The organism is Pseudomonas sp. c313 (assembly GCF_055407145.1).
On sequence record NZ_JBUZRD010000010.1, the window covers coordinates 87088 to 109251 of the forward strand.

General features: G+C 59.7%; 15 protein-coding genes and 1 other RNA gene. 7 read left to right on the plus strand and 9 right to left on the minus strand.

Annotated elements, in window-relative coordinates; all coding sequences use genetic code 11:
* Nucleotides 1–34 precede the first annotated feature (34 nt).
* Complete coding sequence (locus tag ACZRKZ_RS22465; RefSeq protein ID WP_463969929.1) at nucleotides 35–949, minus strand: DMT family transporter; 915 nt, start codon at nucleotides 947–949, stop codon at nucleotides 35–37.
* Between the two features lie 102 nt (nucleotides 950–1051).
* Here ACZRKZ_RS22465 and ACZRKZ_RS22470 point away from each other — a divergent pair, with 102 nt between their 5' ends.
* On the plus strand, nucleotides 1052–1915 hold the full coding sequence (locus ACZRKZ_RS22470; protein WP_133101650.1) for a LysR substrate-binding domain-containing protein: 864 nt from the start codon (nucleotides 1052–1054) through the stop codon (nucleotides 1913–1915).
* A gap of 175 nt (nucleotides 1916–2090) precedes the next feature.
* Here ACZRKZ_RS22470 and ffs read toward each other — a convergent pair.
* The 6 genes from ffs to ACZRKZ_RS22500 form a co-directional block, all read right to left on the minus strand.
* An RNA gene (gene ffs / locus ACZRKZ_RS22475) (signal recognition particle sRNA small type) lies at nucleotides 2091–2187 on the minus strand.
* Between the two features lie 121 nt (nucleotides 2188–2308).
* On the minus strand, nucleotides 2309–3475 hold the full coding sequence (locus ACZRKZ_RS22480) for a zinc-binding metallopeptidase family protein (RefSeq protein WP_463982828.1): 1167 nt from the start codon (nucleotides 3473–3475) through the stop codon (nucleotides 2309–2311).
* A 136-nt stretch (nucleotides 3476–3611) separates the two neighbouring features.
* Complete coding sequence (gene ligA / locus ACZRKZ_RS22485; protein ID WP_463982777.1) at nucleotides 3612–5978, minus strand: NAD-dependent DNA ligase LigA; 2367 nt, start codon at nucleotides 5976–5978, stop codon at nucleotides 3612–3614.
* Between the two features lie 87 nt (nucleotides 5979–6065).
* The gene (gene zipA / locus ACZRKZ_RS22490) at nucleotides 6066–6914 is read right to left on the minus strand and encodes a cell division protein ZipA (RefSeq protein WP_463969925.1); all 849 of its coding nucleotides are present in this window, start codon (nucleotides 6912–6914) and stop codon (nucleotides 6066–6068) included.
* Between the two features lie 305 nt (nucleotides 6915–7219).
* Entirely contained in the window at nucleotides 7220–10708 is a 3489-nt protein-coding gene (gene smc / locus ACZRKZ_RS22495; protein ID WP_463982778.1) for a chromosome segregation protein SMC, read from the minus strand.
* A gap of 2 nt (nucleotides 10709–10710) precedes the next feature.
* Nucleotides 10711–11370 carry a GntR family transcriptional regulator gene (locus ACZRKZ_RS22500; protein ID WP_463982779.1) on the minus strand — a complete coding sequence of 220 codons (660 nt, stop codon included), beginning with the start codon at nucleotides 11368–11370 and terminating at the stop codon, nucleotides 10711–10713.
* A 280-nt stretch (nucleotides 11371–11650) separates the two neighbouring features.
* Between ACZRKZ_RS22500 and xdhA the strand changes: the two genes are divergently transcribed.
* The 4 genes from xdhA to guaD are packed head-to-tail and all read left to right on the plus strand — an operon-like array spanning nucleotide 11651 to nucleotide 17679.
* A complete protein-coding gene (xdhA, locus tag ACZRKZ_RS22505; protein ID WP_463982780.1) occupies nucleotides 11651–13105 on the plus strand; it encodes a xanthine dehydrogenase small subunit in 1455 nt (484 codons plus the stop codon).
* Nucleotides 13098–15497: a xanthine dehydrogenase molybdopterin binding subunit gene (gene xdhB / locus ACZRKZ_RS22510; protein WP_463982781.1), complete on the plus strand. Its 2400-nt coding sequence runs from the start codon at nucleotides 13098–13100 to the stop codon at nucleotides 15495–15497. The genes xdhA and xdhB overlap by 8 nt, the downstream gene beginning before the upstream one ends.
* 12 nt (nucleotides 15498–15509) lie before the next feature.
* Nucleotides 15510–16352: a xanthine dehydrogenase accessory protein XdhC gene (xdhC, locus tag ACZRKZ_RS22515; RefSeq protein ID WP_463969920.1), complete on the plus strand. Its 843-nt coding sequence runs from the start codon at nucleotides 15510–15512 to the stop codon at nucleotides 16350–16352.
* 22 nt (nucleotides 16353–16374) lie between these two features.
* Nucleotides 16375–17679 carry a guanine deaminase gene (gene guaD / locus ACZRKZ_RS22520; RefSeq protein ID WP_133101659.1) on the plus strand — a complete coding sequence of 435 codons (1305 nt, stop codon included), beginning with the start codon at nucleotides 16375–16377 and terminating at the stop codon, nucleotides 17677–17679.
* A gap of 60 nt (nucleotides 17680–17739) precedes the next feature.
* Here the strand turns inward: guaD and ACZRKZ_RS22525 are convergent, their stop codons facing one another.
* The gene (locus tag ACZRKZ_RS22525; protein WP_149412844.1) at nucleotides 17740–18504 is read right to left on the minus strand and encodes a GntR family transcriptional regulator; all 765 of its coding nucleotides are present in this window, start codon (nucleotides 18502–18504) and stop codon (nucleotides 17740–17742) included.
* Nucleotides 18505–18832: 328 nt separating this feature from the next.
* On the opposite strand from ACZRKZ_RS22525, the gene ACZRKZ_RS22530 reads away from it, so the two are divergent.
* Nucleotides 18833–20023: a benzoate/H(+) symporter BenE family transporter gene (locus ACZRKZ_RS22530; protein ID WP_463969919.1), complete on the plus strand. Its 1191-nt coding sequence runs from the start codon at nucleotides 18833–18835 to the stop codon at nucleotides 20021–20023.
* 54 nt (nucleotides 20024–20077) lie between these two features.
* On the opposite strand, the gene ACZRKZ_RS22535 is transcribed toward ACZRKZ_RS22530, so the two are convergent.
* The gene (locus tag ACZRKZ_RS22535) at nucleotides 20078–20422 is read right to left on the minus strand and encodes a YggL family protein (protein WP_133101662.1); all 345 of its coding nucleotides are present in this window, start codon (nucleotides 20420–20422) and stop codon (nucleotides 20078–20080) included.
* 235 nt (nucleotides 20423–20657) lie between these two features.
* Between ACZRKZ_RS22535 and dacB the strand changes: the two genes are divergently transcribed.
* Entirely contained in the window at nucleotides 20658–22118 is a 1461-nt protein-coding gene (gene dacB / locus ACZRKZ_RS22540; protein ID WP_463969918.1) for a D-alanyl-D-alanine carboxypeptidase/D-alanyl-D-alanine endopeptidase, read from the plus strand.
* Nucleotides 22119–22164: the final 46 nt, after the last annotated feature.

A 22164-nucleotide genomic window follows, 5' to 3' on the forward strand; every position in this document is an offset into this window, starting at 1 on the left:
AAAGACTCCTGACATGAACTGACCGGACAGCCCCCTAGACTTGCTGAGGCTGGGTAACGCCTTTACTGGCTCTTCTTCGCCAGCACCCTTCCAGGCTGATGGCGCCGACACTGACCAACACGATCAGGCCGCCCAGCACCACCCGCAGGGAAACCTGTTCGCCGAGCATCGTCGCTGCCATCACCATTGCCACCGGCGGCACCAGGTACAAGGCCACCGAAGCGCGACTGACCTCAACGTGCTTTAACACAAAGGCCCAGGCCAGGTACGCCAGGGCGCTGGGGAAGACACCCAGCACCAGCACCGCCAGATTGACCCGCAGCGGCGCCTGGCTCACGGCCTCAGGCAAACCGGGCAAATAGAAACAAAGCAGCAACGTCCCCGACCAGACCGTGTAGCACACGCTGGTCAGCGGACTGTAGCGACGGGAATAGTGCTTCTGGATGGCAAAATAGAAACTCCAGGAGATTGCCGCCAGCAAGATCAACAGGCCGCGCGGGTCGATCTCACCTACACCATGATCGCCCCAGATCACCACTAACACTCCGAGTAGCCCCAGCAACACACAGCCCCAGCGCCAGCCACTTACCACTTCCTTCAAACAGAAAAACGCCACCAACACACTGAACAACGGCACTGACTGCGCCAACACACTGGAAGCCGCCGCCGTGACCCATTGCTGGCCAACGTTAAGGCAGAGGTGATGCAGGAATATCCCGAAAAAACCCAGTACCAGCAGCCACGGCAGATCCCGCAGTCGCGGCCGATCAATGCGTACAACCAGCGCCACGCCCGCCATGAACACCGACGCAATCAAAAATCGCAACAAGGCCAACTGACCAGGACTGTAGCTGTGCAACCCCAAATGAATACCGATGGGCGAATAGGCCCAACAGAGAATCACGCTGGCGGTGACTAGCGTAAGCTTTACGGGTGACGGGGCATTCATCAATGGCGTCCAGAAACAGAATGGGAACGCCGTCAGTCTTGTCCTGCGCAAGGCGCAGGACAATTAACCGATTCTGACTTCTGTAATCACTGGAACTGAGCGATGGAACTGGCGCAACTGAAGATGGTGAAAGCCGTGGCGCAAACCGGCAGCGTGGCCCAGGCCGCCCTGCAACTGCACTGCGTACCGTCCAACATCACCACGCGCATCAAGCAGCTGGAAAGCGAACTGGGCACGGCGCTGTTTATTCGTGCCGGGCGCGGGTTGGCGATCAGCGCTGCAGGCGAAGTGTTCCTTGATTACTGCGAGCGTATTCTAGCCCTGGTGGAGGAATCCAAACGCGCCGTCGACAGCAACGCCATCCCCCGCGGCAAATTGCGCATCGGCGCAGTGGAATCCAGCGCCAGCGGCCGCCTGCCTCCATTACTTGCCGAATACCATCGGCGTTATCCAGAGGTGACCCTGGAACTGGTCACCGGCGCCTGGTCGCAATTGCTCGATGACTTGCAGCACCATCGCCTCGATGCTGCCCTGGTGGCCGCCGGGGCCAAACGACCAAAACTCGAACAGAGCGTGGTCTACAGCGAGCGCCTGGTGCTGATCGCAAGCAGTACCAGCGCGCCCATTGAGGACGCACGGGACCTGGCAGGGCGCACCTTGCTGGTCTGGCCGCCGGGCTGTCCTTACCGAGCGGCTCTGGAAAACTGGCTCAAACCCCACGACATCAAGCCGGCCATCGCCAGCTATGCCAGTTGGGGCACGATCATCGGCTGCGTCAGCGCTGGCGTTGGCGTAGCGCTGGCACCGGAAGGCATCCTTGCCCGTTACGAACAGAGCAACCAGCTCACTTCCTATCGTTTTGACGAACTGGCGGCCGTCGACAATCTTTTGTTCTGGCACAAGGACACCCAGCGTCACCTGGCCCGGGATGCATTCGCCGGGTTGCTGCGGGAGACATTCGGCTAACGCGACGCCAGTTGATTCGGGTACCTGTCGAGCTGCGTCGGCGGGTAAACGATAGACACGCGAAATGGCTACGCAGAGGGCATCAGCGAAGTTATTGAAAAGTATTTTTTAAGATTTACCGCAGAGGTACGGTTTTGTAGCGACATCCGCTCAAGGGCGGACGTTATGGAGGCAACCCCACCAGCCACACCCCGGCACACAATGTTCCCGCTGTGGCTGCTGCCTTCCGGCTCTGACCAGGTTCACGGGTAATCGTTGCGGGGGGACCGATGGAGTCACCATAACGACACTCGCCTCTCGGCAAGCCGCGCCATTGTACCGATCTGATCGGAAGTTACAACCGTTGCACTGGATTAAAAAATGTTGGGGCTCAAGCACTTGCCCGCTGCTGTGTTATTGCGCCTGCAACACCTCATCCGCCCTGCCACCCTCTTGCTGGATCACCAAGTGGATAAAGTGCAGCTTGGCAATCACCGCCGATGGCAACACGAACGGGTAGAAATCCGGCTGCCCCATGCTGCGTGACAGCTCGTTGAGCATTGCCGCCAATTCGATCCACGCATTGACGAACGACAGGAACGCCACGCCGCCTGGATGCTCTGGATCGTAGAGGGTGCCAAGGGGGAAAGGCTGATAGTCCAGGTCCATCTCCCGTGCGCTCATGCCAAAGCCCAGAGCCGTGTCCACCGCATCCATCATGTGCAGGTAATGGGCCCAGGTTTCCGCCCAGTCCTCCCAGGGGTGCATGGTGGCGTAGGCGCTGACGCAGGTTTGCTGCCAGTCCGGGCGCGGGCCGTTTTGATAGTGATGATCCAGCGCGTCGGCATAACTGGCACGCTCGTCGCCGAACAACCGGCGGAACGGCTCCAGCCAATGATCGTTGACGATCAGCCGATCCCAATAGTAATGACCCACTTCATGGCGCAAGTGACCGAGCAAGGTGCGGTAGGGCTCGCGCATCTGCACGCGAATACTCTCGCGATGGGCATCGTCGGCCTCCTTGATATCGAGGGTGATGAGGCCGTTGGCATGACCGGTGGTGGGTGCATTACCTTCCAGGTCGATGCCGACAAAATCGAAAACCAGGCCGGCGCCTTCATCGACCGCCTTGGGAATGACCTGCAGGCCCAAGCTGATGAGTTGCGCCACCAAACGGCGCTTGGCGGTTTCCACTTTGCGCCAGCGCTCAGCGCTCTCCGGGATCGACAGGTCAGGAATGGTGCGGTTCAGGCTGCAAGCCACGCACAAGGTCTGGCCGTTATCGGTGGGCAGCAGCCAGTTGCAGGCAGCCGGGGTGTCGAGGTTGGCGCAGCGGCGAAACAACCCGCCGTCAGGATCGGCATCCAACTGCCACGTCCCAGCGTACGGCCCGGGCGTGAGAGACGACAGCCGGCTCTGCTCCGGCTGATACCCAAGTAATGCTGAACAAGCCAGGCATTGGCTGTTGCGAAAAAACAGCGACTGCCCACAGCGACACTGCCAGACCTTGCTGTTGCGCGACTGCTCGACCATGAACGGCGCGGCAATGCGCGAACTGAGCTGCTCGAAGAAGCGGTACATGGCGATCTCTCCCTGGGACATGCCAAGACTAGATCATGGTTATGCGCTAATTGTTCCAGTTTTTATTCAATACCGATTACTTGTGACAAGCAGGCTTCCTGTGGCGAGGGGGCAAGCCCCCTCGCCACAAAAGACATCAGACGGTGATGTTGTGCCTGGCCAAAAACGCCACGAACGCCTCTTCACCCAACACCTTCAACCCCAGCTCGCTGGCCTTGGCCAGCTTCGAGCCCGCCCCAGGCCCTGCTACCACGCAATGGGTTTTCGCCGACACCGAACCCGCCACCTTGGCGCCAAGGCTTTCCAGCTTCTCTTTGGCGACATCGCGACTCATCAGCTCCAGGGAACCGGTGAGCACCCAGGTGTGCCCCGCTTCAGGCAAGCCTTCGACGACTTTCTTTTCACTCTGCCAGTGCATACCGAAGTCCTTGAGCTGCTGCTCAATGGCCAGCGCCCGGCGGGTATTTTCTTCGATGTCGAAGAAATCGCGCACGGCCTTGGCCTGCTTCTCCGGCAACGCCTGGCGCATGTCCAGCCAATCAGCCTTGATCACCCCTTCCAGGGAGCCAAACTTGTCCGCCAGTTTCTGCGCAGCGCCCGGACCTACCGAGGGCACGTGCAGCTTGTCCAGCAGACCGCCCAACGTGGTACTCGCCGCAAACTCGGCGCTCAGGTCGCCCTGCTCCTGCAACTCCAGCCCGCACTCGTTCTTGGACAGCAAGGCGCCAATGACTTCCCGGTTATGGTGGTCTTCAAAGAAGCTATGGATTTCATGAGCCACTTCCAGGCCAACATCCGGCAAGTACGTCAGCACTTCCGGCAACGCCTGCTGAACGCGCTCAAGGGAGGCCAGGGAGCGAGCGAGCACCTTGGCGGTCTCCTCGCCGACATCGGGAATGCCAAGGGCGTAGATAAACCGCGCCAGGGTCGGCGCCTTGCTGTTTTCGATGGCGGTGATCAGTTTTTTGCTGGAGACATCGGCAAAGCCTTCCAGATCGATGATCTGCTCGTACTTGAGCTTGTACAGGTCCGCCGGCGAGCCAATCAGTTTCTCATCCACCAACTGCTCAATGGTCTTGTCGCCCAGGCCATCAATGTCCATGGCTCGTCGAGAAACGAAATGGATAATCGCCTGCTTGAGCTGCGCACCACAGGCCAGCCGGCCAACGCATCGGTACACCGCACCTTCACTGATGGTTTCCTTGCCCTTGCTGCGCTTGACCAGTTGCGTACGCTCGACATGGGAACCGCACACCGGGCAACGCTCGGGAATCTGCACCGCACGGGCATTTTCCGGGCGACGCTCGATCACCACCGAAACCACCTGCGGAATCACGTCACCGGCACGACGGATGATCACTGTGTCGCCGATCATCAGACCCAGGCGCGCCACTTCGTCCATGTTGTGCAACGTCGCGTTGGACACTGTCACGCCAGCGACCTTGACCGGTTTCAGGCGAGCCACCGGCGTCACGGCGCCGGTGCGGCCGACCTGAAACTCAACGTCCAGCAGCTCGGTAAGCTCTTCCAGTGCCGGGAATTTATGGGCAATCGCCCAACGCGGTTCCCGGGCGCGAAAGCCTAGTTCACGCTGGGAAGAGAGGCTGTTGACCTTGAACACCACGCCGTCAATTTCATAAGGCAAGGCATTACGGCGTTCGCCGATATCGCGGTAGTAGTCCAGGCACTCCTGGATACCTTTGGCCAACTTCAGCTCATGACTGATGGGCATGCCCCACTTTTGCAGTTGCTGCAGGTTGCCGATATGAGTGTCGCTGATATCGGCAGTCACCTGGCCGAGGCCATAGCAGCAGAACTCCAGCGGGCGGCTGGCGGTGATCTTCGAGTCCAACTGACGCAGGCTGCCGGCGGCGGCGTTGCGCGGGTTGGCAAAGGTCTTGCCGCCGACTTCCAATTGCGTGGCGTTCAGCCGCTCGAAACCGGCCTTGGACATGAACACTTCGCCGCGCACTTCCAGGGTCGCCGGCCAGCCCTTGCCTTGCAACTTGAGCGGAATATTGCGCACGGTACGCACGTTGACGCTGATGTCTTCGCCAGTAGTGCCGTCGCCGCGCGTGGCGCCGCGCACCAGCTCACCCTCCTGATACAGCAGGCTGACCGCCAGACCATCGAGCTTTGGCTCGCAGCTGTATTCCACCGTCGCTGCGCCACCAAACAGATCACCCATCGGCAGGTCCAGGCCTTCGGTTACCCGGCGATCGAATTCCAACATGGTGCTTTCATCGAAGGCGTTGCCCAGGCTGAGCATCGGGATTTCGTGACGCACCTGAGTGAAGGCTGACAACGCCGCGCTGCCGACTCGCTGAGTGGGCGAATCACGGGTTACCAAATCCGGGTGCTCGGCTTCCAATGCCTTGAGCTCGTGGAACAGACGGTCGTACTCGGCGTCCGGAATGCTCGGCTCGTCGAGGACGTGGTAACGGTAGTTGTGCTGATCCAGTTCAGCGCGCAGTTCGAGGATGCGGGTATGGGCGGCGGTCATGGGTGTTCTCTCATAAAGCAAAAGAGCAGCCGAAGCTGCTCAATATGTTAGTGCGCTTATTCTATCGACAACGCCGAGGGGTAAGCCTCAGCGTTTCTGTGTCAGGGCACGACGCTCGAACTCGACGATGCGCTGACGGTAGTGCTCGATGGTCTGGGCGGTCAGGACGCTGCGCTGGTCATCCTTGAGCTCGCCATTGAGCTCCTGGGACAGCTTGCGAGCTGCGGCCACCATGACGTCGAACGCCTGCTTGGGGTGACGCGGGCCTGGCAGGCCGAGGAAGAAACTCACCGCCGGGGTGCTGAAATGGTCGATGTCGTCCAGATCAAAGATGCCCGGCTTGACCGCGTTGGCCATGGAGAACAGCACTTCACCGTTGCCAGCCATGCTTTCGTGGCGGTGGAAAATATCCATCTCGCCAAAACGCAGGCCACTTTCCAGAATATTTTGCAACAAGGCCGGGCCCTTGAAGCCGGCGGCGTCACGACAGATCACGCTGATCACCAGAACTTCTTCGGCGGCCGGATGATCCTTCACCGATTCGCGATGGCTGCTTTTCGGCTGGCCTTCGTCCGGAAAATCGTCATCGCGGCTGCTGATGCTCGGACCACCATCCAAGTCGAGATTCAGGTTCAGGTCGCCCTGGTGAGGCTCGCCACCACGCTTGCCACGTTTACCTGTCGGCTCCCGAACGGGCGCGCTCATCGACGGCAGGTCGTGCTCGTCCAGTTGCGGTTCTTTATGGGTATCCAAGACACGGGGCGGCCCCAGCAGTTCGGTACCGCTGTCATCGTCCGACAAATTGGACAGATTTCTGTCCAGACGGAATTTCAACTTGCCCTTGCCGCCACGCATCCGGCGCCAGCCATCAAAAAGAATACCGGCAATGACAATAATGCCGATGACGATCAGCCACTCGCGCAGACCGATTTCCATGTAATCCCTTGCCTCTATAAAAAATGCTGAAAAATAAGGGGTTTAGCACCGTGCAAACCGCTTTAAAACGTGGCGCCAACTCTATGTTCTGAATGACGTTTTGCCCACGCATACGATAAATTGACATTAAACTAGCACGACCAAAGATAACTTTACACAGTTGGCGCAAATTGTGTCGATTTGCCATCTTTTCGACAACATAGGCAATCTCCTACAACAGGCGCCAACTGTGAGCTACAAGCCCTAAGCTACAGGCTTCAAGCCAACTCACTTGCAGCTTGCGGCTTGAAACTAACAGCTCGCCGCTAGGCGTCCACCATCGCCATCGCTTCTTCGACATCCACTGCCACCAACCGCGAACAACCCGGCTCATGCATCGTCACCCCCATCAGTTGATCAGCCATCTCCATGGCGATCTTGTTGTGGGTGATATAGATGAACTGCACCGTCTGGGACATCTCTTTAACCAGTCGGGCGTACCGTCCAACGTTAGCGTCATCCAGCGGGGCGTCAACTTCGTCGAGCATGCAAAACGGCGCCGGGTTCAACTTGAAGATAGCAAATACCAGCGCCAATGCGGTCAGGGCCTTCTCGCCGCCGGACAACAAGTGGATGGTGCTGTTCTTCTTGCCCGGAGGCCGCGCCATGATCGTCACCCCTGTATCGAGTAGATCTTCGCCCGTCAGTTCCAAGTAAGCGTTGCCGCCACCGAAAACTTTTGGGAATAAGGCCTGTAAACCGCTATTAATCTGATCAAAGGTATCTTTGAAGCGGTTACGGGTTTCCTTGTCGATCTTGCGAATCACGTTTTCCAGGGTATCGAGGGCTTCCACCAGATCGGCGTCCTGGGCGTCCAGATAACGTTTGCGCTCGGACTGCTGCTGATACTCATCGATGGCCGCGAGGTTGATCGCACCCAGTCTTTGAATGCGTGCAGCAATGCGTTCAAGTTCTTCTTCGGCTTCTTTCTCGTTGGCCTGGGCCGTCAAGGTGGCGAGGACGCCGTGCAGGTCGTAACCGTCTTCCAGCAACTGGTCTTGCAGGGTTTTGCGCCGCACCGTCAGCGCCTGCCATTCCATTCGCTGCTGTTCGAGTTGGCCACGGATCAGTTGTGATTGTTGCTCAGCCTGGGTCCGGCGTTTTTCAGCGTCCCGCAGTTCGCGGTCGGCGTCTTCCAGGGCGATTTGTGCGGTCTTGAGTTCTTCGTCGACGGTCATGCGCTTGTCGAGCAACTCTTCAAGCTTGAGCCGCAGCTCTTCCAGCGGGGCTTCGCCCTCCTCCAGATTGAGGCTCAGTTGCTCGCGCTTTTCGGTCAGGCGCTCGGACTGCATCTCCAGGCGTTCAAGGGCCTGGCGCGTGGAATCGTGTTGTGCCCGCAAGGAGCCCAGCCGCACCGCCAATTGATGTGCGTGATCCTTGTGCTGGCGAGCCTCCTGACGCACCCGATCCAGGCGCTCGCGCAGGTTGTCGCGCTGGGCCAGCAGCAACTCGCGCTGCTCGGTGTCCAGTGCCATGCTGTCGAGGGCTTCCTGCAATTGCAGGCGTGCTTCACCGACCTGTTCGTGTTCCAGAGCGCGCTGCTCGCCCATCTCGGCCACTTCTTCATCAAGACGGATGCGGCGCAAAGTCAGTTGCTCGACCTTGGCCTTGCTCGCCGACAGCTGGGCTTTCAATTCGCCTTGCTGGCGCGCTTCGTCCTGCAATAGCCGACGCAAGTGTTCGCGGCCGGTCTCTTGCTGGCGCTGGGTGGCGCGCAGGGTTTGCAGTTGGCTTTCCAAAGTTTCGAGAGTGACTTCGCGCTCTTCGCGTTCGCCGATCAGATTGACGATTTCCTGACCTCGGGCCAGCACGCCGCTTTCCGCTTCGCTGGCACGACGCACCCGCAAGAAGTGCCGACCAATCCAGTAGCCGTCACGGCTGATCAGGCTTTCGCCGTTGGCCAACTGGCCGCGCAAGGCCAAGGCTTGCTCAAGGGTTTCCACCGGTTTGACCTGACCGAGCCAGGGCGACAGGTCAATTGCCGCCTCGACCTTGTCCAGCAGGCTGCCGGGCACACGCGTACCGTCCGCCGCGGGGCTGAGCAAGCGCAAATCACCCTGGGCAAAACCTGCCAGGTCGAAACCGCCAAAATCATCCACCAACACCGCTTGCAGATCGGCGCCGAGCACGGTTTCCACCGCCAGCTCCCAACCGGCTTCAACCTTCAAGCCTTCGGCCAAACGCGCATGCTCGGCCAGATGCTGATCGCGCAGCCATTCGGCGGTGCCGGTGCCCGGGTCCAGTGCCGCTTGCTGCAATGCCTCAAGAGATGCCAATCGACCGTTAAGCCGCTGCAAGTCGCCTTGAGCCTGCTGCTGCGCTTGGGTCGCCTGTTGCAGCTGCTGACGCAGTTGCTCCAGGCGTTCCACCTGCTGTTCTTCGCTGGCTTCCAGCTCTTCAAGGGTCATTTCACTGGCGGCCAATTGCTCACTCAGCTCCAGGATCGCCGCGTCTTCCGGGTCGGCCGCGAGTAATACGCGCTCTTCCCCCAGGCGACGCTGGCGCTCGCCCAGGCGCTCCATGCTGGTTTCCAACTGCTGGATGCGCGACTGCTGCACCTCGGCCTGTCGGCGCGGTTCGGCGGAACGCAGGTTGAAGGCGTCCCACTGTTCTTGCCAACCGTGCATGGTGGTCTCTGATTCTTCCAGGGTCGCGGCGGCTTCTTCGGCGGCGGCGCTGGTGACTTCCTGCTCCGGGGTGAGCATGCCCAGCTCTTCGCCGAGGGTCAGCAGCAAGGTGCGGTCGTGGCCCAAGTGGGATTCAGTTTCCAGCCGGGCGCGCTCGGACTCTTTCAAGTCTTCCTGCAACTGACGCAAACGTTGCTGGCCGTGCTGGATGCTCTGTTCGACCCTGGCGATGTCACCGCCCACCGAATAGAAGCGCCCCTGCACCAGATTGAAGCGCTCGGACAGGTCATGGTGACCGTCTCGCAGACGCTCAATACTGGCGTCGGCGTTGCGTTGCTCGGCCACCAGGGCCTCGAAGCTGATTTCCTGGGTGCCGATGGTCGCTTCGCGCTGGCCGACCTGCTCGTTCAAAGCCTGCCAGCGCAGCGCCGACAACTGGGCCTTGAGCTGGCGTTCTTCGCCCTTGTATTCCTGATACTTCTCGGCGGCCTGGGCCTGGCGGTGCAGACGCTCAAGCTGACGCTCAAGCTCTTCGCGCAAGTCGCTCAGGCGGGCGAGGTTTTCGTGGGTACGGCGAATGCGGTTTTCAGTCTCGCGGCGGCGCTCCTTGTACTTGGAGATGCCGGCCGCTTCCTCGATAAAGTTACGCAGGTCTTCAGGCTTGGCTTCGATCAGCTTGGAAATCATCCCCTGCTCGATGATCGAGTAGCTGCGCGGGCCCAGGCCGGTGCCAAGGAAGATGTCGGTAATGTCCCGGCGCCGGCACTTGGTGCCATTGAGGAAGTAACTGTTCTGGCTGTCGCGGGTCACTTTGCGGCGAATGGAGATTTCCGCGTAGGCGGCGTACTCACCGACCAGCGTGCCGTCGGAGTTGTCGAACACCAGTTCGATACTGGCCTGGCTCACCGGTTTACGACTGGTGGAGCCATTGAAGATGACGTCAGTCATCGACTCGCCACGCAGGTTTTTCGCAGAGCTCTCGCCCATCACCCAGCGTACGGCGTCGATGATATTCGACTTGCCGCAGCCATTGGGCCCCACCACTGCCGCCATGTTACTGGGGAAGTTCACCGTGGTTGGGTCGACGAAGGATTTGAACCCCGCCAGTTTGATGCACTTGAGCCGCACGCTTAGGCATCCGCCAGGGCAGTAATGACCAGCGAGCAACTGCGCTGGCCATAAGCGGAGAGCACCAGGCGAATCTGCGGCAGGTCACGAGCCAATACGGCGGCGAGCAACTGCTCGAACAGCTCCAGATACTCGCTCATTTCTGCCTTGCGCTGATCCAGGGCCAGGTAATAGGCGCGGTTCATCGCCGGCTGCAGGTTCTCGACGGTTTCCTGCAAATACGGGTTGTTGGCGAAGGGATAGGCGGCGCGCATCACGTTGAAGCTTTCTTCAACGAAGGCCCGGATGTCCTGGTGTTCGAAGTTGCTCACCAAGCGTTGCTGGATCTGCACGAACGGCGCCATGTCGGCCTGGGTCTGCCAGCCTTCGGCTACTGCGTTACCCAGCAGGATGTACAGCTCGCTCATCAACGTACACAGGCTCTGCACCTTGTGGGCGGTGAGTTCAGTGACGTGGGCGCCACGGCGCGGCAGGATGGCGATCAAGTGCCGTCGCTCCAGGATCAGCAACGCTTCGCGCACGGAACCACGGCTGACATTGAGCGCCAGTGTGACCTTCTGCTCCTGGATCCGCTCCCCAGGCTTGAGGTCGCCGCGAATGATACGTTCGGCGAGGTGGTGAGCGATTTGCTCGGCAAGACTATCCGGCGCCTTGAACGTCATGTTTTCCCTTCAAAATCTTCTATCAATACAAGCGCGGCAGTGTAGCGCAAATGCCTGCTAATGGCGCAGGGCCCACCGATCCGAATTTGGCATGAAATAAGCAGCCGTTAAAGCCCAGAAGTCCCAAAAAACGGCGGCTCCAGAGATATGGACCATAATTAAACAGGTTGAAATCGCAATTTCTTGACCTTCTGGTCAGAAAATAGTTGACCGAAAAGTCAGACATGACTAGATTCGGCGCAAAGCGGTTAACAACAATAATGAGTCTGCGAGGCCTTCCGTGATCCAGTTTTTACTAAACCAGGAGCTCCGTAGCGAGCATGCCCTGGACCCGAACCTGACCGTGCTCAACTACCTGCGTGAGCACCTGGGCAAATCCGGTACCAAGGAAGGCTGCGCAAGCGGCGACTGTGGCGCCTGCACCGTGGTAGTCGGCGAGTTGCACACCGATGACCGGGGCATCGAGCAGATTCGCTATCGCAGTCTCAACTCATGCCTGACCTTTGTCTCGTCCCTGCATGGCAAACAACTGATCAGCGTCGAAGACCTCAAGCACCAGGGCCAGTTGCACAGCGTGCAAAAAGCCATGGTCGAATGCCACGGCTCGCAATGCGGCTTCTGCACCCCCGGCTTTGTGATGTCACTGTTCGCGCTGCAAAAAAACAGCGACGCCCCCGACAGCCAGAAAGCTAACGAAGCTCTCGCTGGCAACCTGTGCCGTTGCACCGGCTATCGCCCCATTCTCGCCGCCGCCAAACAGGCCTGCTGCAACAAGCCCCAGGACCAGTTCGACAGCCGCCAAGCCGAGACCATCGCCCGCCTCAAGAGCATTGCTCCGACCCAGACTGGTGAATTGAACAGCGGCGACAAACGCTGCCTGGTGCCGCTGACCGTCGCCGATCTGGCCGACCTCTACGACGCCTACCCGCAAGCCCGCCTGCTGGCTGGCGGTACCGACCTGGCGCTGGAAGTCACCCAGTTCCACCGTGTGCTGCCGGTGATGATCTACGTCGGCAATATAGAAGAAATGAAACGCATCGAGACCTTCGACAACCGCCTGGAAATCGGCGCGGCAACGTCGCTGTCCGACTGCTATAGCGCACTGAATAATGAATACCCCGACTTCGGCGAACTGTTGCACCGCTTCGCCTCCCTGCAAATCCGCAACCAAGGCACTCTGGGCGGCAACATCGGCAACGCCTCGCCCATCGGTGACTCGCCGCCGCTGCTGATCGCCCTCGGTGCGCAGATCGTACTGTGCAAGGGCGAAACCCGCCGTACCCTGGCCCTGGAAGACTACTTCATCGACTACCGGGTCACCGCGCGCCAGGACAGCGAGTTCATCGAGAAGATCATCGTGCCTCGCGCCAGCACCGAGCAGCTGTTTCGCGCCTACAAGGTCTCCAAACGCCTGGACGATGATATTTCCGCCGTGTGCGCCGCCTTTAACCTGCGCATTGATAACGGCGTGATCGCCGATGCCCGGGTCGCCTTTGGCGGCATGGCAGCCACCCCAAAACGGGCGAAAAGCTGTGAGACGGTGTTGATCGGCTCCGTGTGGAATTCAGCGACGGTGGAAAAAGCCTGCTCGGCCCTGGCCGAGGATTTCACCCCGCTGTCGGACTTTCGCGCCAGCAAGGAATACCGCCTGCTCAGCGCGCAAAACCTGCTGCGCAAATACTTCATCGAACTGCAAACGCCGCACATCGAGACTCGGGTGACCGCTTATGTCTAACCATCACACCGTGGAAAAATCCCAGTGCGAACTGGCCGAACTGTTTGCCAAGGACCTGACCACCGGGGTCGGCCGCAGCGTCAAGCACGACAGCGCCGCCAAGCACGTCTCGGGCGAGGCGCAGTACATTGATGACCGCCTGGAATTCCCCAATCAGTTGCACCTGTATGCACGTCTGTCCGACCGCGCCCACGCGAAAATCATCAGCATCGACACCACGCCCTGCTACGCCTTCGAAGGCGTGCGCATCGTCATCACCCACAAAGATGTACCGGGCCTGAAAGACATCGGCCCGCTACTGCCCGGCGACCCGCTGCTGGCGATTGATGACGTGCAATTCGTTGGGCAACCGGTGCTGGCTGTCGCCGCTCGCGACCTGGAAACTGCGCGCAAGGCGGCCATGGCCGCGATCATCGAATACGAAGACCTGGAACCGGTGCTGGACGTAGTAGAAGCCCTGCGCAAACGCCATTTTGTACTGGACAGCCACACTCACCAGCGCGGCGATTCAGCCGGCGCCTTGGCCACTGCCGAACACCGCATTCAAGGCTCGCTGCACATCGGCGGCCAGGAACACTTCTACCTGGAAACCCAGATTTCCTCGGTGATGCCCACCGAAGACGGCGGCATGATCGTCTACTGCTCCACGCAAAACCCCACCGAAGTGCAGAAGCTGGTGGCCGAAGTGCTGGACGTGTCGATGAACAAGATCGTGGTCGACATGCGCCGCATGGGTGGCGGTTTCGGCGGCAAGGAAACCCAGGCCGCCAGCCCGGCGTGCCTGTGCGCAGTGGTCGCGCACCTCACCGGCCAGCCGACCAAGATGCGCCTGCCCCGGGTCGAAGACATGCTGATGACCGGTAAGCGCCACCCCTTCTATATCGAATACGACGTGGGTTTCGACGACAGCGGCCGCCTGCACGGCATCCAGCTGGAACTGGCCGGCAACTGCGGTTGCTCGCCGGACCTGTCGGCGTCGATTGTCGACCGCGCCATGTTCCATGCCGACAACTCGTATTACCTGGGCGACGCCACCATCAACGGCCATCGCTGCAAAACCAACACCGCCTCCAATACGGCTTATCGTGGGTTCGGTGGTCCGCAGGGCATGGTCGCCATTGAAGAAGTAATGGACGCCATCGCTCGCCATCTGGCCCTCGACCCGCTGGCGGTGCGCAAGGTCAACTACTACGGCAAGACCGAGCGCAACGTCACCCACTACTACCAGACTGTCGAGCACAACATGCTCGAAGAGATGACTGCGGAACTGGAGGCCAGCAGCCAATACGTTGAGCGTCGCGAAGCGATCCGCCGCTACAACGCAGGCAGCCCGATCCTGAAAAAAGGCCTCGCACTCACGCCAGTGAAGTTCGGCATTTCGTTCACCGCCAGCTTCCTCAATCAGGCAGGCGCCTTGATCCACATCTACACCGACGGCAGCATCCACCTGAACCACGGCGGCACCGAGATGGGCCAGGGTTTGAACACCAAGGTCGCGCAAGTGGTGGCCGAGGTATTCCAGGTCGACATTGACCGGGTACAGATCACCGCCACCAATACCGACAAGGTGCCGAACACCTCGCCTACCGCTGCCTCCAGCGGTACCGACCTGAATGGCAAGGCCGCACAGAACGCCGCCGAAATCATCAAACAACGGCTGGTGGAATTTGCCGCGCGCAAGTATGAAGTCAGCGAAGCGGACGTCGAATTCCACAACGGTCATGTCCGGGTGCGCGAGCATATCCTCACCTTCGAAACGCTGATCCAGCAGGCGTATTTCGGCCAGGTGTCGCTGTCCAGCACCGGATTCTACAAGACCCCAAAAATCTTCTACGACCGCAGCCAGGCGCGGGGCCGGCCATTCTATTACTACGCGTTCGGCGCGGCCTGTTGCGAGGTGATCGTCGATACCTTGACCGGTGAATACAAAATGCTGCGCACCGACATCCTCCATGATGTCGGCGCTTCGCTGAACCCGGCCATCGACATCGGCCAGGTGGAAGGCGGCTTTATCCAGGGCATGGGCTGGCTGACGATGGAAGAGCTTGTCTGGAATAACAAAGGCAAGCTGATGACCAACGGCCCGGCCAGCTACAAGATTCCGGCGGTGGCGGACATGCCGCTGGACCTGCGAGTAAAACTGGTGGAAAACCGCAAGAACCCGGAAGACACGGTGTTTCATTCCAAGGCCGTGGGGGAGCCGCCGTTCATGCTCGGCATTGCGTCCTGGTGTGCGATAAAGGATGCCGTGGCGAGCCTCGGTGACTACCGCCACCAGCCGAAGATTGATGCACCGGCAACGCCGGAGCGGGTGTTGTGGGGGTGTGAGCAGATGCGCCAGTTGAAGGCCGCGAAGGCTATGGAAACTGAAACCGAATTGGCTTCGCTCTGAACGGAGGTGACCATGAACAACTGGATCAGCGCCCTCGCCGACCTGCAACACCAGGGTGAGCCCTGCGTACTGGTGACCATCATCGAAGAGCTCGGCTCGACGCCGCGCAATGCCGGCTCGAAGATGGTCATCAGTGCAGCCCAGACCTTTGACACCATCGGCGGCGGCCACCTGGAATACAAGGCAATGCAGATCGGCCGGGACATGCTCACCCGTGGCCAGCAGAACACCCATCTGGAGCGCTTCAGCCTCGGCGCCAGCCTGGGCCAATGCTGCGGCGGCGTGACCGTGCTGCTGTTTGAACCCATGGGCCAGGTGCAGGCGCAAATCGCCGTATTCGGCGCCGGGCATGTCGGCCGCGCCCTGGTGCCGCTGCTGGCCAGCCTGCCGTGCCGGGTGCGCTGGATTGATTCACGGGAACAGGAATTCCCGGAGCACATCCCCCAGGGCGTGCGTAAAATCGTCGCCGAAGAACCTGTGGATGAAATCGACAACCTGCCTGTGGGCAGTTACTGCATCGTCATGACCCACAATCACCAACTCGACCTGGAGCTGACCGCTGCCCTGCTCAAGCGCAATGACTTTGCCTACTTCGGCCTGATCGGCTCGAAGACCAAACGGGTCAAATTTGAACATCGCCTGCGCGATCGCGGCTTTGACACCGCGCAACTACAACGCATGCGCTGCCCGATGGGGCTGGGCGAGGTCAAAGGCAAATTGCCTGTGGAAATCGCCATCTCCATCGCCGGCGAAATCATCGCCACCTATAACGCCAATTTCGGCCAGCACACTGCCAGTGCCGAACCCATTGCAAAACTGCTGCCGGCCTCGCGCCGCAGCCATGCTGCTAATTAAAAAGCCACAAATTGAGACGACTATGCCTTTGACTCGCAAAGCCTACCGTGCCGCCATTCTGCACAGCATCGCCGATCCCGCTGAAGTGGGCATCGACGCCTCCTATGAGTATTTCGAAGACGGCCTGCTGGTCATCGACAACGGCCAGATCAGCGCCCTGGGCCATGCCAGCGAATTGCTCGCCAGCCTGCCCGCCGATATCGAAGTCACCCATTATCAGGACGCGCTGATCACCCCCGGCCTGATCGACACCCATATCCACCTGCCACAAACCGGCATGGTCGGCGCCTATGGCGAGCAGTTGCTGGATTGGCTCAATACCTACACTTTCCCTTGCGAAAGCCAATTCGCCGACAAGGCCCATGCCGAAGAAGTCGCGGATATTTTCATCAAGGAACTGCTGCGCAACGGCACCACCACCGCCCTGGTATTCGGCAGCGTGCACCCGCAATCAGTGAACTCGTTTTTTGAAGCTGCCGAGAAACTCGACCTGCGAATGATCGCCGGCAAGGTCATGATGGACCGCAATGCGCCGGACTATCTGACCGACACGGCTGAATCCGGCTACCAGGAAAGCAAGGCGCTGATCGAGCGCTGGCATGGCAAAGGCCGTTTGCACTACGCGGTGACGCCACGTTTCGCACCGACCAGTACGCCTGAGCAACTGACCCTGGCCGGCCAGTTGCTGGGGGAATATCCGGATTTGTACATGCAGACTCACATCAGTGAAAACCTGCAAGAGGTCGAATGGGTCAAGGAGCTATTCCCGGAGCGCAGCGGTTATCTGGATGTGTATGACCATTACAAACTGCTGGGGGAGCGCTCGGTGTTCGCCCACGGTGTGCACTTGTGCGACGACGAATGTGCGCGGCTGGCGCAGGCGGGTTCAGCGGTAGCGTTCTGCCCGACCTCGAACCTCTTCCTCGGTAGCGGCTTGTTCAATCTGCCGATGGCCGAGAAGCACAAGCTGAATGTCGGCCTGGGTACCGATGTGGGCGGCGGCACCAGTTTCTCGCTGCTGCAGACGCTGAACGAGGCGTACAAGGTCATGCAATTGCAAGGGGCGCGGTTGAGTCCGTTCAAGTCGTTGTACCTGGCGACCTTGGGCGGTGCGCGGGCACTGCGGCTGGAAGACAAGATCGGCACCTTGCAACCAGGCACCGATGCAGACTTTTTGGTGCTGGACTACAACGCCACGCCGCTGCTCAGCTATCGCCTGAAGCAGGCCAATACCATTGCCGAGACGTTGTTTGTATTGATGACGCTGGGGGATGATCGGGCGGTGTTGCAGACCTATGCGGCGGGACAACTGGTGCATCAGCGCTGATTTAGCAGACACCACAAACCAAATGTGGGAGCGGGCTTGCTCCCACATTTTTGATCGGGTTTACAATTTTACGGACGAGCGCCCTGGCTTCTTGGTCTGCAACAAATGCGAGAACACCGCATGCAGGTCATCCGATGCGCTTTCCTCGTCGAGGTTGAGTTTGCTGTCGATGTGATCCATGTGATGCATCATCAGGTTCACGGCCAATATCGCATCCCGCGCTTGGATGGCATCGATCAGTTGGGTGTGTTCATCGTAGGAACAGTGCGAACGGTTGCCGCTTTCATACTGGGCGATGATCAGCGACGTCTGGGACACCAGGCTGCGCTGGAAGCTAATCAACGGTGCATTCTTCGCCGCCTCGGCCAGTTTCAAGTGGAACTCGCCTGAAAGACGGATACCGGCACCACGATCACCGCGGGAAAAGCTGTCGCGCTCGTCGTTGACCATCTGCCGCAACTGGGCCAACTCCTCGGCCGTGGCGTGCTGCACCGCCAGTTCAGTGATCGCCTTTTCTACCAGACGCCGGGCCAGGAATACCTGTCGCGCCTCATCAACACTTGGACTTGCGACCACCGCACCGCGATTGGGCCGCAGCAGCACCACGCCTTCATGGGCCAGACGCGACAGCGCACGGCGAATGATGGTGCGGCTGACGCCAAAGATTTCGCCCAGTGCCTCTTCACTCAATTTGGTACCGGGCGCCAGGCGTTGTTCGAGGATGGCCTCGAAAATGTGCGCGTAGACGATATCATCCTGGGTTCCACTGCGACCGGCCTTGCCAGCTCGCGGTTGTTTCTTGAGGGGCTGCAACTGTTCGTTCATGGGCACTCGGGTAGGGAGAACGGCGGCGAATTAACGGTAATACGACCACAAAGGTTCGCTGGCAAGTATCACCTAAAAACAGCGCACATTGTACACAACCCAATGCGCCAACACACTGTACGGCTGTTTACGCGGCCGTCTGTATTGCAATGGGTCGTTACGTTTGAGTTTAGGCTTGAATCCGCAATTTCTCCTTGTCGGAGAGATCTTGCTCGCGAAGAACGTCGGTGCACCGTTGGGTGTCAGACAACCCGCGTCATCGTTGACGACCATCGCGAGCAAGCTTGCTCCTACAAACCGCTTCCCTGGCATCAAGGAACACCGCCCCATGTCCGACGTCCCCCAAGCGCGATTACGCCCACTGGCCGATACCTCGCCTTCGGCCATTGTCGCCGGCTTCATTGCCATGATGACCGGCTACACCAGCTCTCTGGTGCTGATGTTCCAGGCAGGCCAGGCCGCCGGCCTGACCACGGCGCAGATTTCGTCGTGGATCTGGGCGATTTCCATCGGCATGGCGGTGTGCAGTATCGGTCTGTCCCTGCGCTACCGCACGCCAATCACCATCGCCTGGTCGACGCCCGGCGCGGCGCTGCTGATCACCAGCCTTGGCGGCGTGACGTACGGCGAAGCCATTGGTGCCTACATCACCTGCGCAGTGTTGGTGACGATCTGCGGGCTCACCGGCAGCTTTGAAAAGCTGGTCAAACGCATTCCGGCGTCCCTGGCGGCGGCCTTGCTGGCGGGGATTTTGTTCAAGATCGGCAGCGAGATTTTCGTCGCCGCGCAACACCGTACCGCCCTGGTGCTGGGGATGTTTTTCACTTACCTGATCATCAAGCGCCTGTCGCCGCGTTATGCGGTGCTGTCGGCGTTGCTGATCGGCACGGCATTGTCTGGCCTGATGGGCCTGCTGGATTTCAGCGGTTTCAGCCTGGAAGTGGCCACGCCGGTGTGGACCACTCCACACTTTTCCCTGGCCGCGACCATCAGTATCGGCATTCCGCTGTTCGTGGTGGCGATGACCTCGCAAAACATGCCTGGCGTCGCCGTACTGCGGGCCGATGGCTATAACGTTCCGGCCTCACCGCTGATCACCACCACCGGGCTCGCCTCGCTGGTGCTGGCACCGTTCGGCTCCCACGGCATCAACCTGGCAGCCATCAGCGCAGCCATCTGCACCGGGCCCCATGCCCACGAAGATCGCAACAAGCGTTACACCGCAGCGGTCTGGTGCGGAATTTTCTACGGGATTGCCGGGGTGTTTGGCGCAACGCTGGCGGCATTATTCGCAGCGCTGCCCAAGGAACTGGTGCTGTCGATTGCGGCATTGGCGTTGTTTGGCTCGATCATCAATGGCCTGAGCATTGCCATGAATGAGCCGAAGGAGCGGGAAGCAGCGCTGATCACCTTTATGGTCACAGCGTCGGGGTTGACGTTGTTTTCCATCGGCTCGGCGTTTTGGGGGATTGTTGCGGGAGTATTGACGCTGGTGATTCTGAACTGGCGCAAGGCCTGACTCTTTCTACCCTGAAACGAAACAGCGACCCGGGCGGGTCGCTGTCTCATGACATCAGGCTACCGGATTGATCGGCTTTTCCGGGTACCAGACGTCCAGCAACGGGCTAGCTTCAACGCTGGTCAGCTCGCTACGGCCCTTGAGCCAGGCTTCAACAGCAACACGCTGCTCTTCGCTGACCGAACCGCGCTTCTGCAGGCAAACCAGACCGTAGTCATCGCCGCCAACATAGCCGAGGCCGTTGGCCTCCATCGCTTCTTTCAGGAATGCGTCGAGGAAAGCGTCGATAGCCTTGTCGTCCAAACCTTCTTTGAAGTCCAGGTTCAGCTCGAAACCCAGCTCTTGATATTCATCAACGCACAGTTTTTTGCGCAGACGCTGGGAACGGTTAGTCGCCATGGAACAATCCTCATAAGTAATAACGGGCGGCACTTTAGCAGTTTAAGCAGGGGTTTGCCCGTCTCTCTGGGACGGGTGGCGTACCACTGGTAAAAAAATCAGTGATTAGCAGCTATCGTTCAGGCACAAGTGGCTCCACCTTGGGGCATAATGCCGACACTTTCATGACCACTGAGGGATTTTCGTTCACATGCCCTCGTTTTTTTCACCCTCCTCGCAGTAGGGTTTATTTCTTATGATCAAATCTTTACGTCCCTTGTTACTGGCTGGCTTTCTGCTTCCTTTGGCCTTTTCCGTTTGCGCCGCACCGATCAACACCACCCTGCCCCCCAAGGTCCAGGAAGCCCTCCAGAAGGCCAAGCTGCAAAACAACGCGCTGTCCCTGGTGATGATCCCCCTCAACGGCCCTGGCACCGCGACGGTGTTCAACGCCGACGTATCAGTCAACCCGGCCTCGACCATGAAGTTGGTCACCACCTACGCCGCCCTCGAAATGCTCGGCCCCAACCACCAGTGGAAAACCGAGTTCTACACCGACGGCACCCTCAGTGGCGGCATATTGCGCGGCAACCTGTACCTCAAGGGCGGTGGCGATCCCAAGCTGAACATGGAAAAACTCTGGCTTCTGATGCGCGACCTGCGGGCCAATGGCGTGCAGCAAGTCACTGGCGACCTGGTGCTGGACCGCAACTTTTTCGTCCAGCCGCAATTGCCGGAATTCAATGACGACGGCAATGACGCCAACAAGCCTTTCCTGGTCAAGCCCGATGCCCTGCTGGTCAACCTCAAGGCCCTGCGCTTTGTCGCCCGCAACGATTCGGGCAAGGTGCTGATCTCGGTGGAACCGCCGATTGCCAGCATTCGCATCGATAACCAGGTGAAAGTGGCCAACACCAAGCAGTGCACTGGTGACGTGCGCTACAACCCGGTGACTGCCACCGACGGCAGCGTCACCGTGACAGTCAGCGGCCAGTTGGGCGATGGCTGCAGTTCGCAGACTTATCTCTCATTACTGGATCACGCTACCTACACCGCCGGCGCCGTGCGGGCGATCTGGAAGGAGCTGGGCGGCAGTATCCAGGGCCGCGACGTACTCGCCCCGGTACCGAAAGACGCCAAGGTCCTGGCCCGCGCGTTCTCCCCGGACCTGGCGGAGATTATCCGCGACATCAACAAATACAGTAACAACACCATGGCCCAACAATTGTTCCTCAGCCTCGGCGCGCAATACCGCAACGATGCCGATGGCGACGATGCCAAGGCCGCCCAACGCGTGGTGCGCCAGTGGCTGGCGAAGAAAGGCATCACCGCGCCGCACCTGGTGATGGAAAACGGTTCTGGCCTGTCCCGCGCCGAACGGGTCAGCGCCCGTGAGATGGCGACCTTGTTGCAGGCGGCCTGGAGAAGCCCGTATTCGGCGGAGTTCATCAGCTCGATGCCGATTGCCGGCACCGACGGCACCATGCGCAAACGCCTGAAGACCACCGCCCTGCGCGGTGAAGCCCACGTCAAGACCGGGACCCTGAACACCGTCCGAGCGATTGCCGGCTTCAGCCGCGATAACAATGGCAATACCTGGGCAGTGGTGGCAATCCTCAACGATCCTAGGCCGTGGGGCGCTTCGTCGGTGCTGGATCAGGTGTTACTGGACCTGTATCGCCAACCTAAGTTGGCGACCATCGCACCGATACTGTAATTGTGACAAGCTCGCTTGTTGTGGCGAGCGGGCTTGCCCGCTCGCC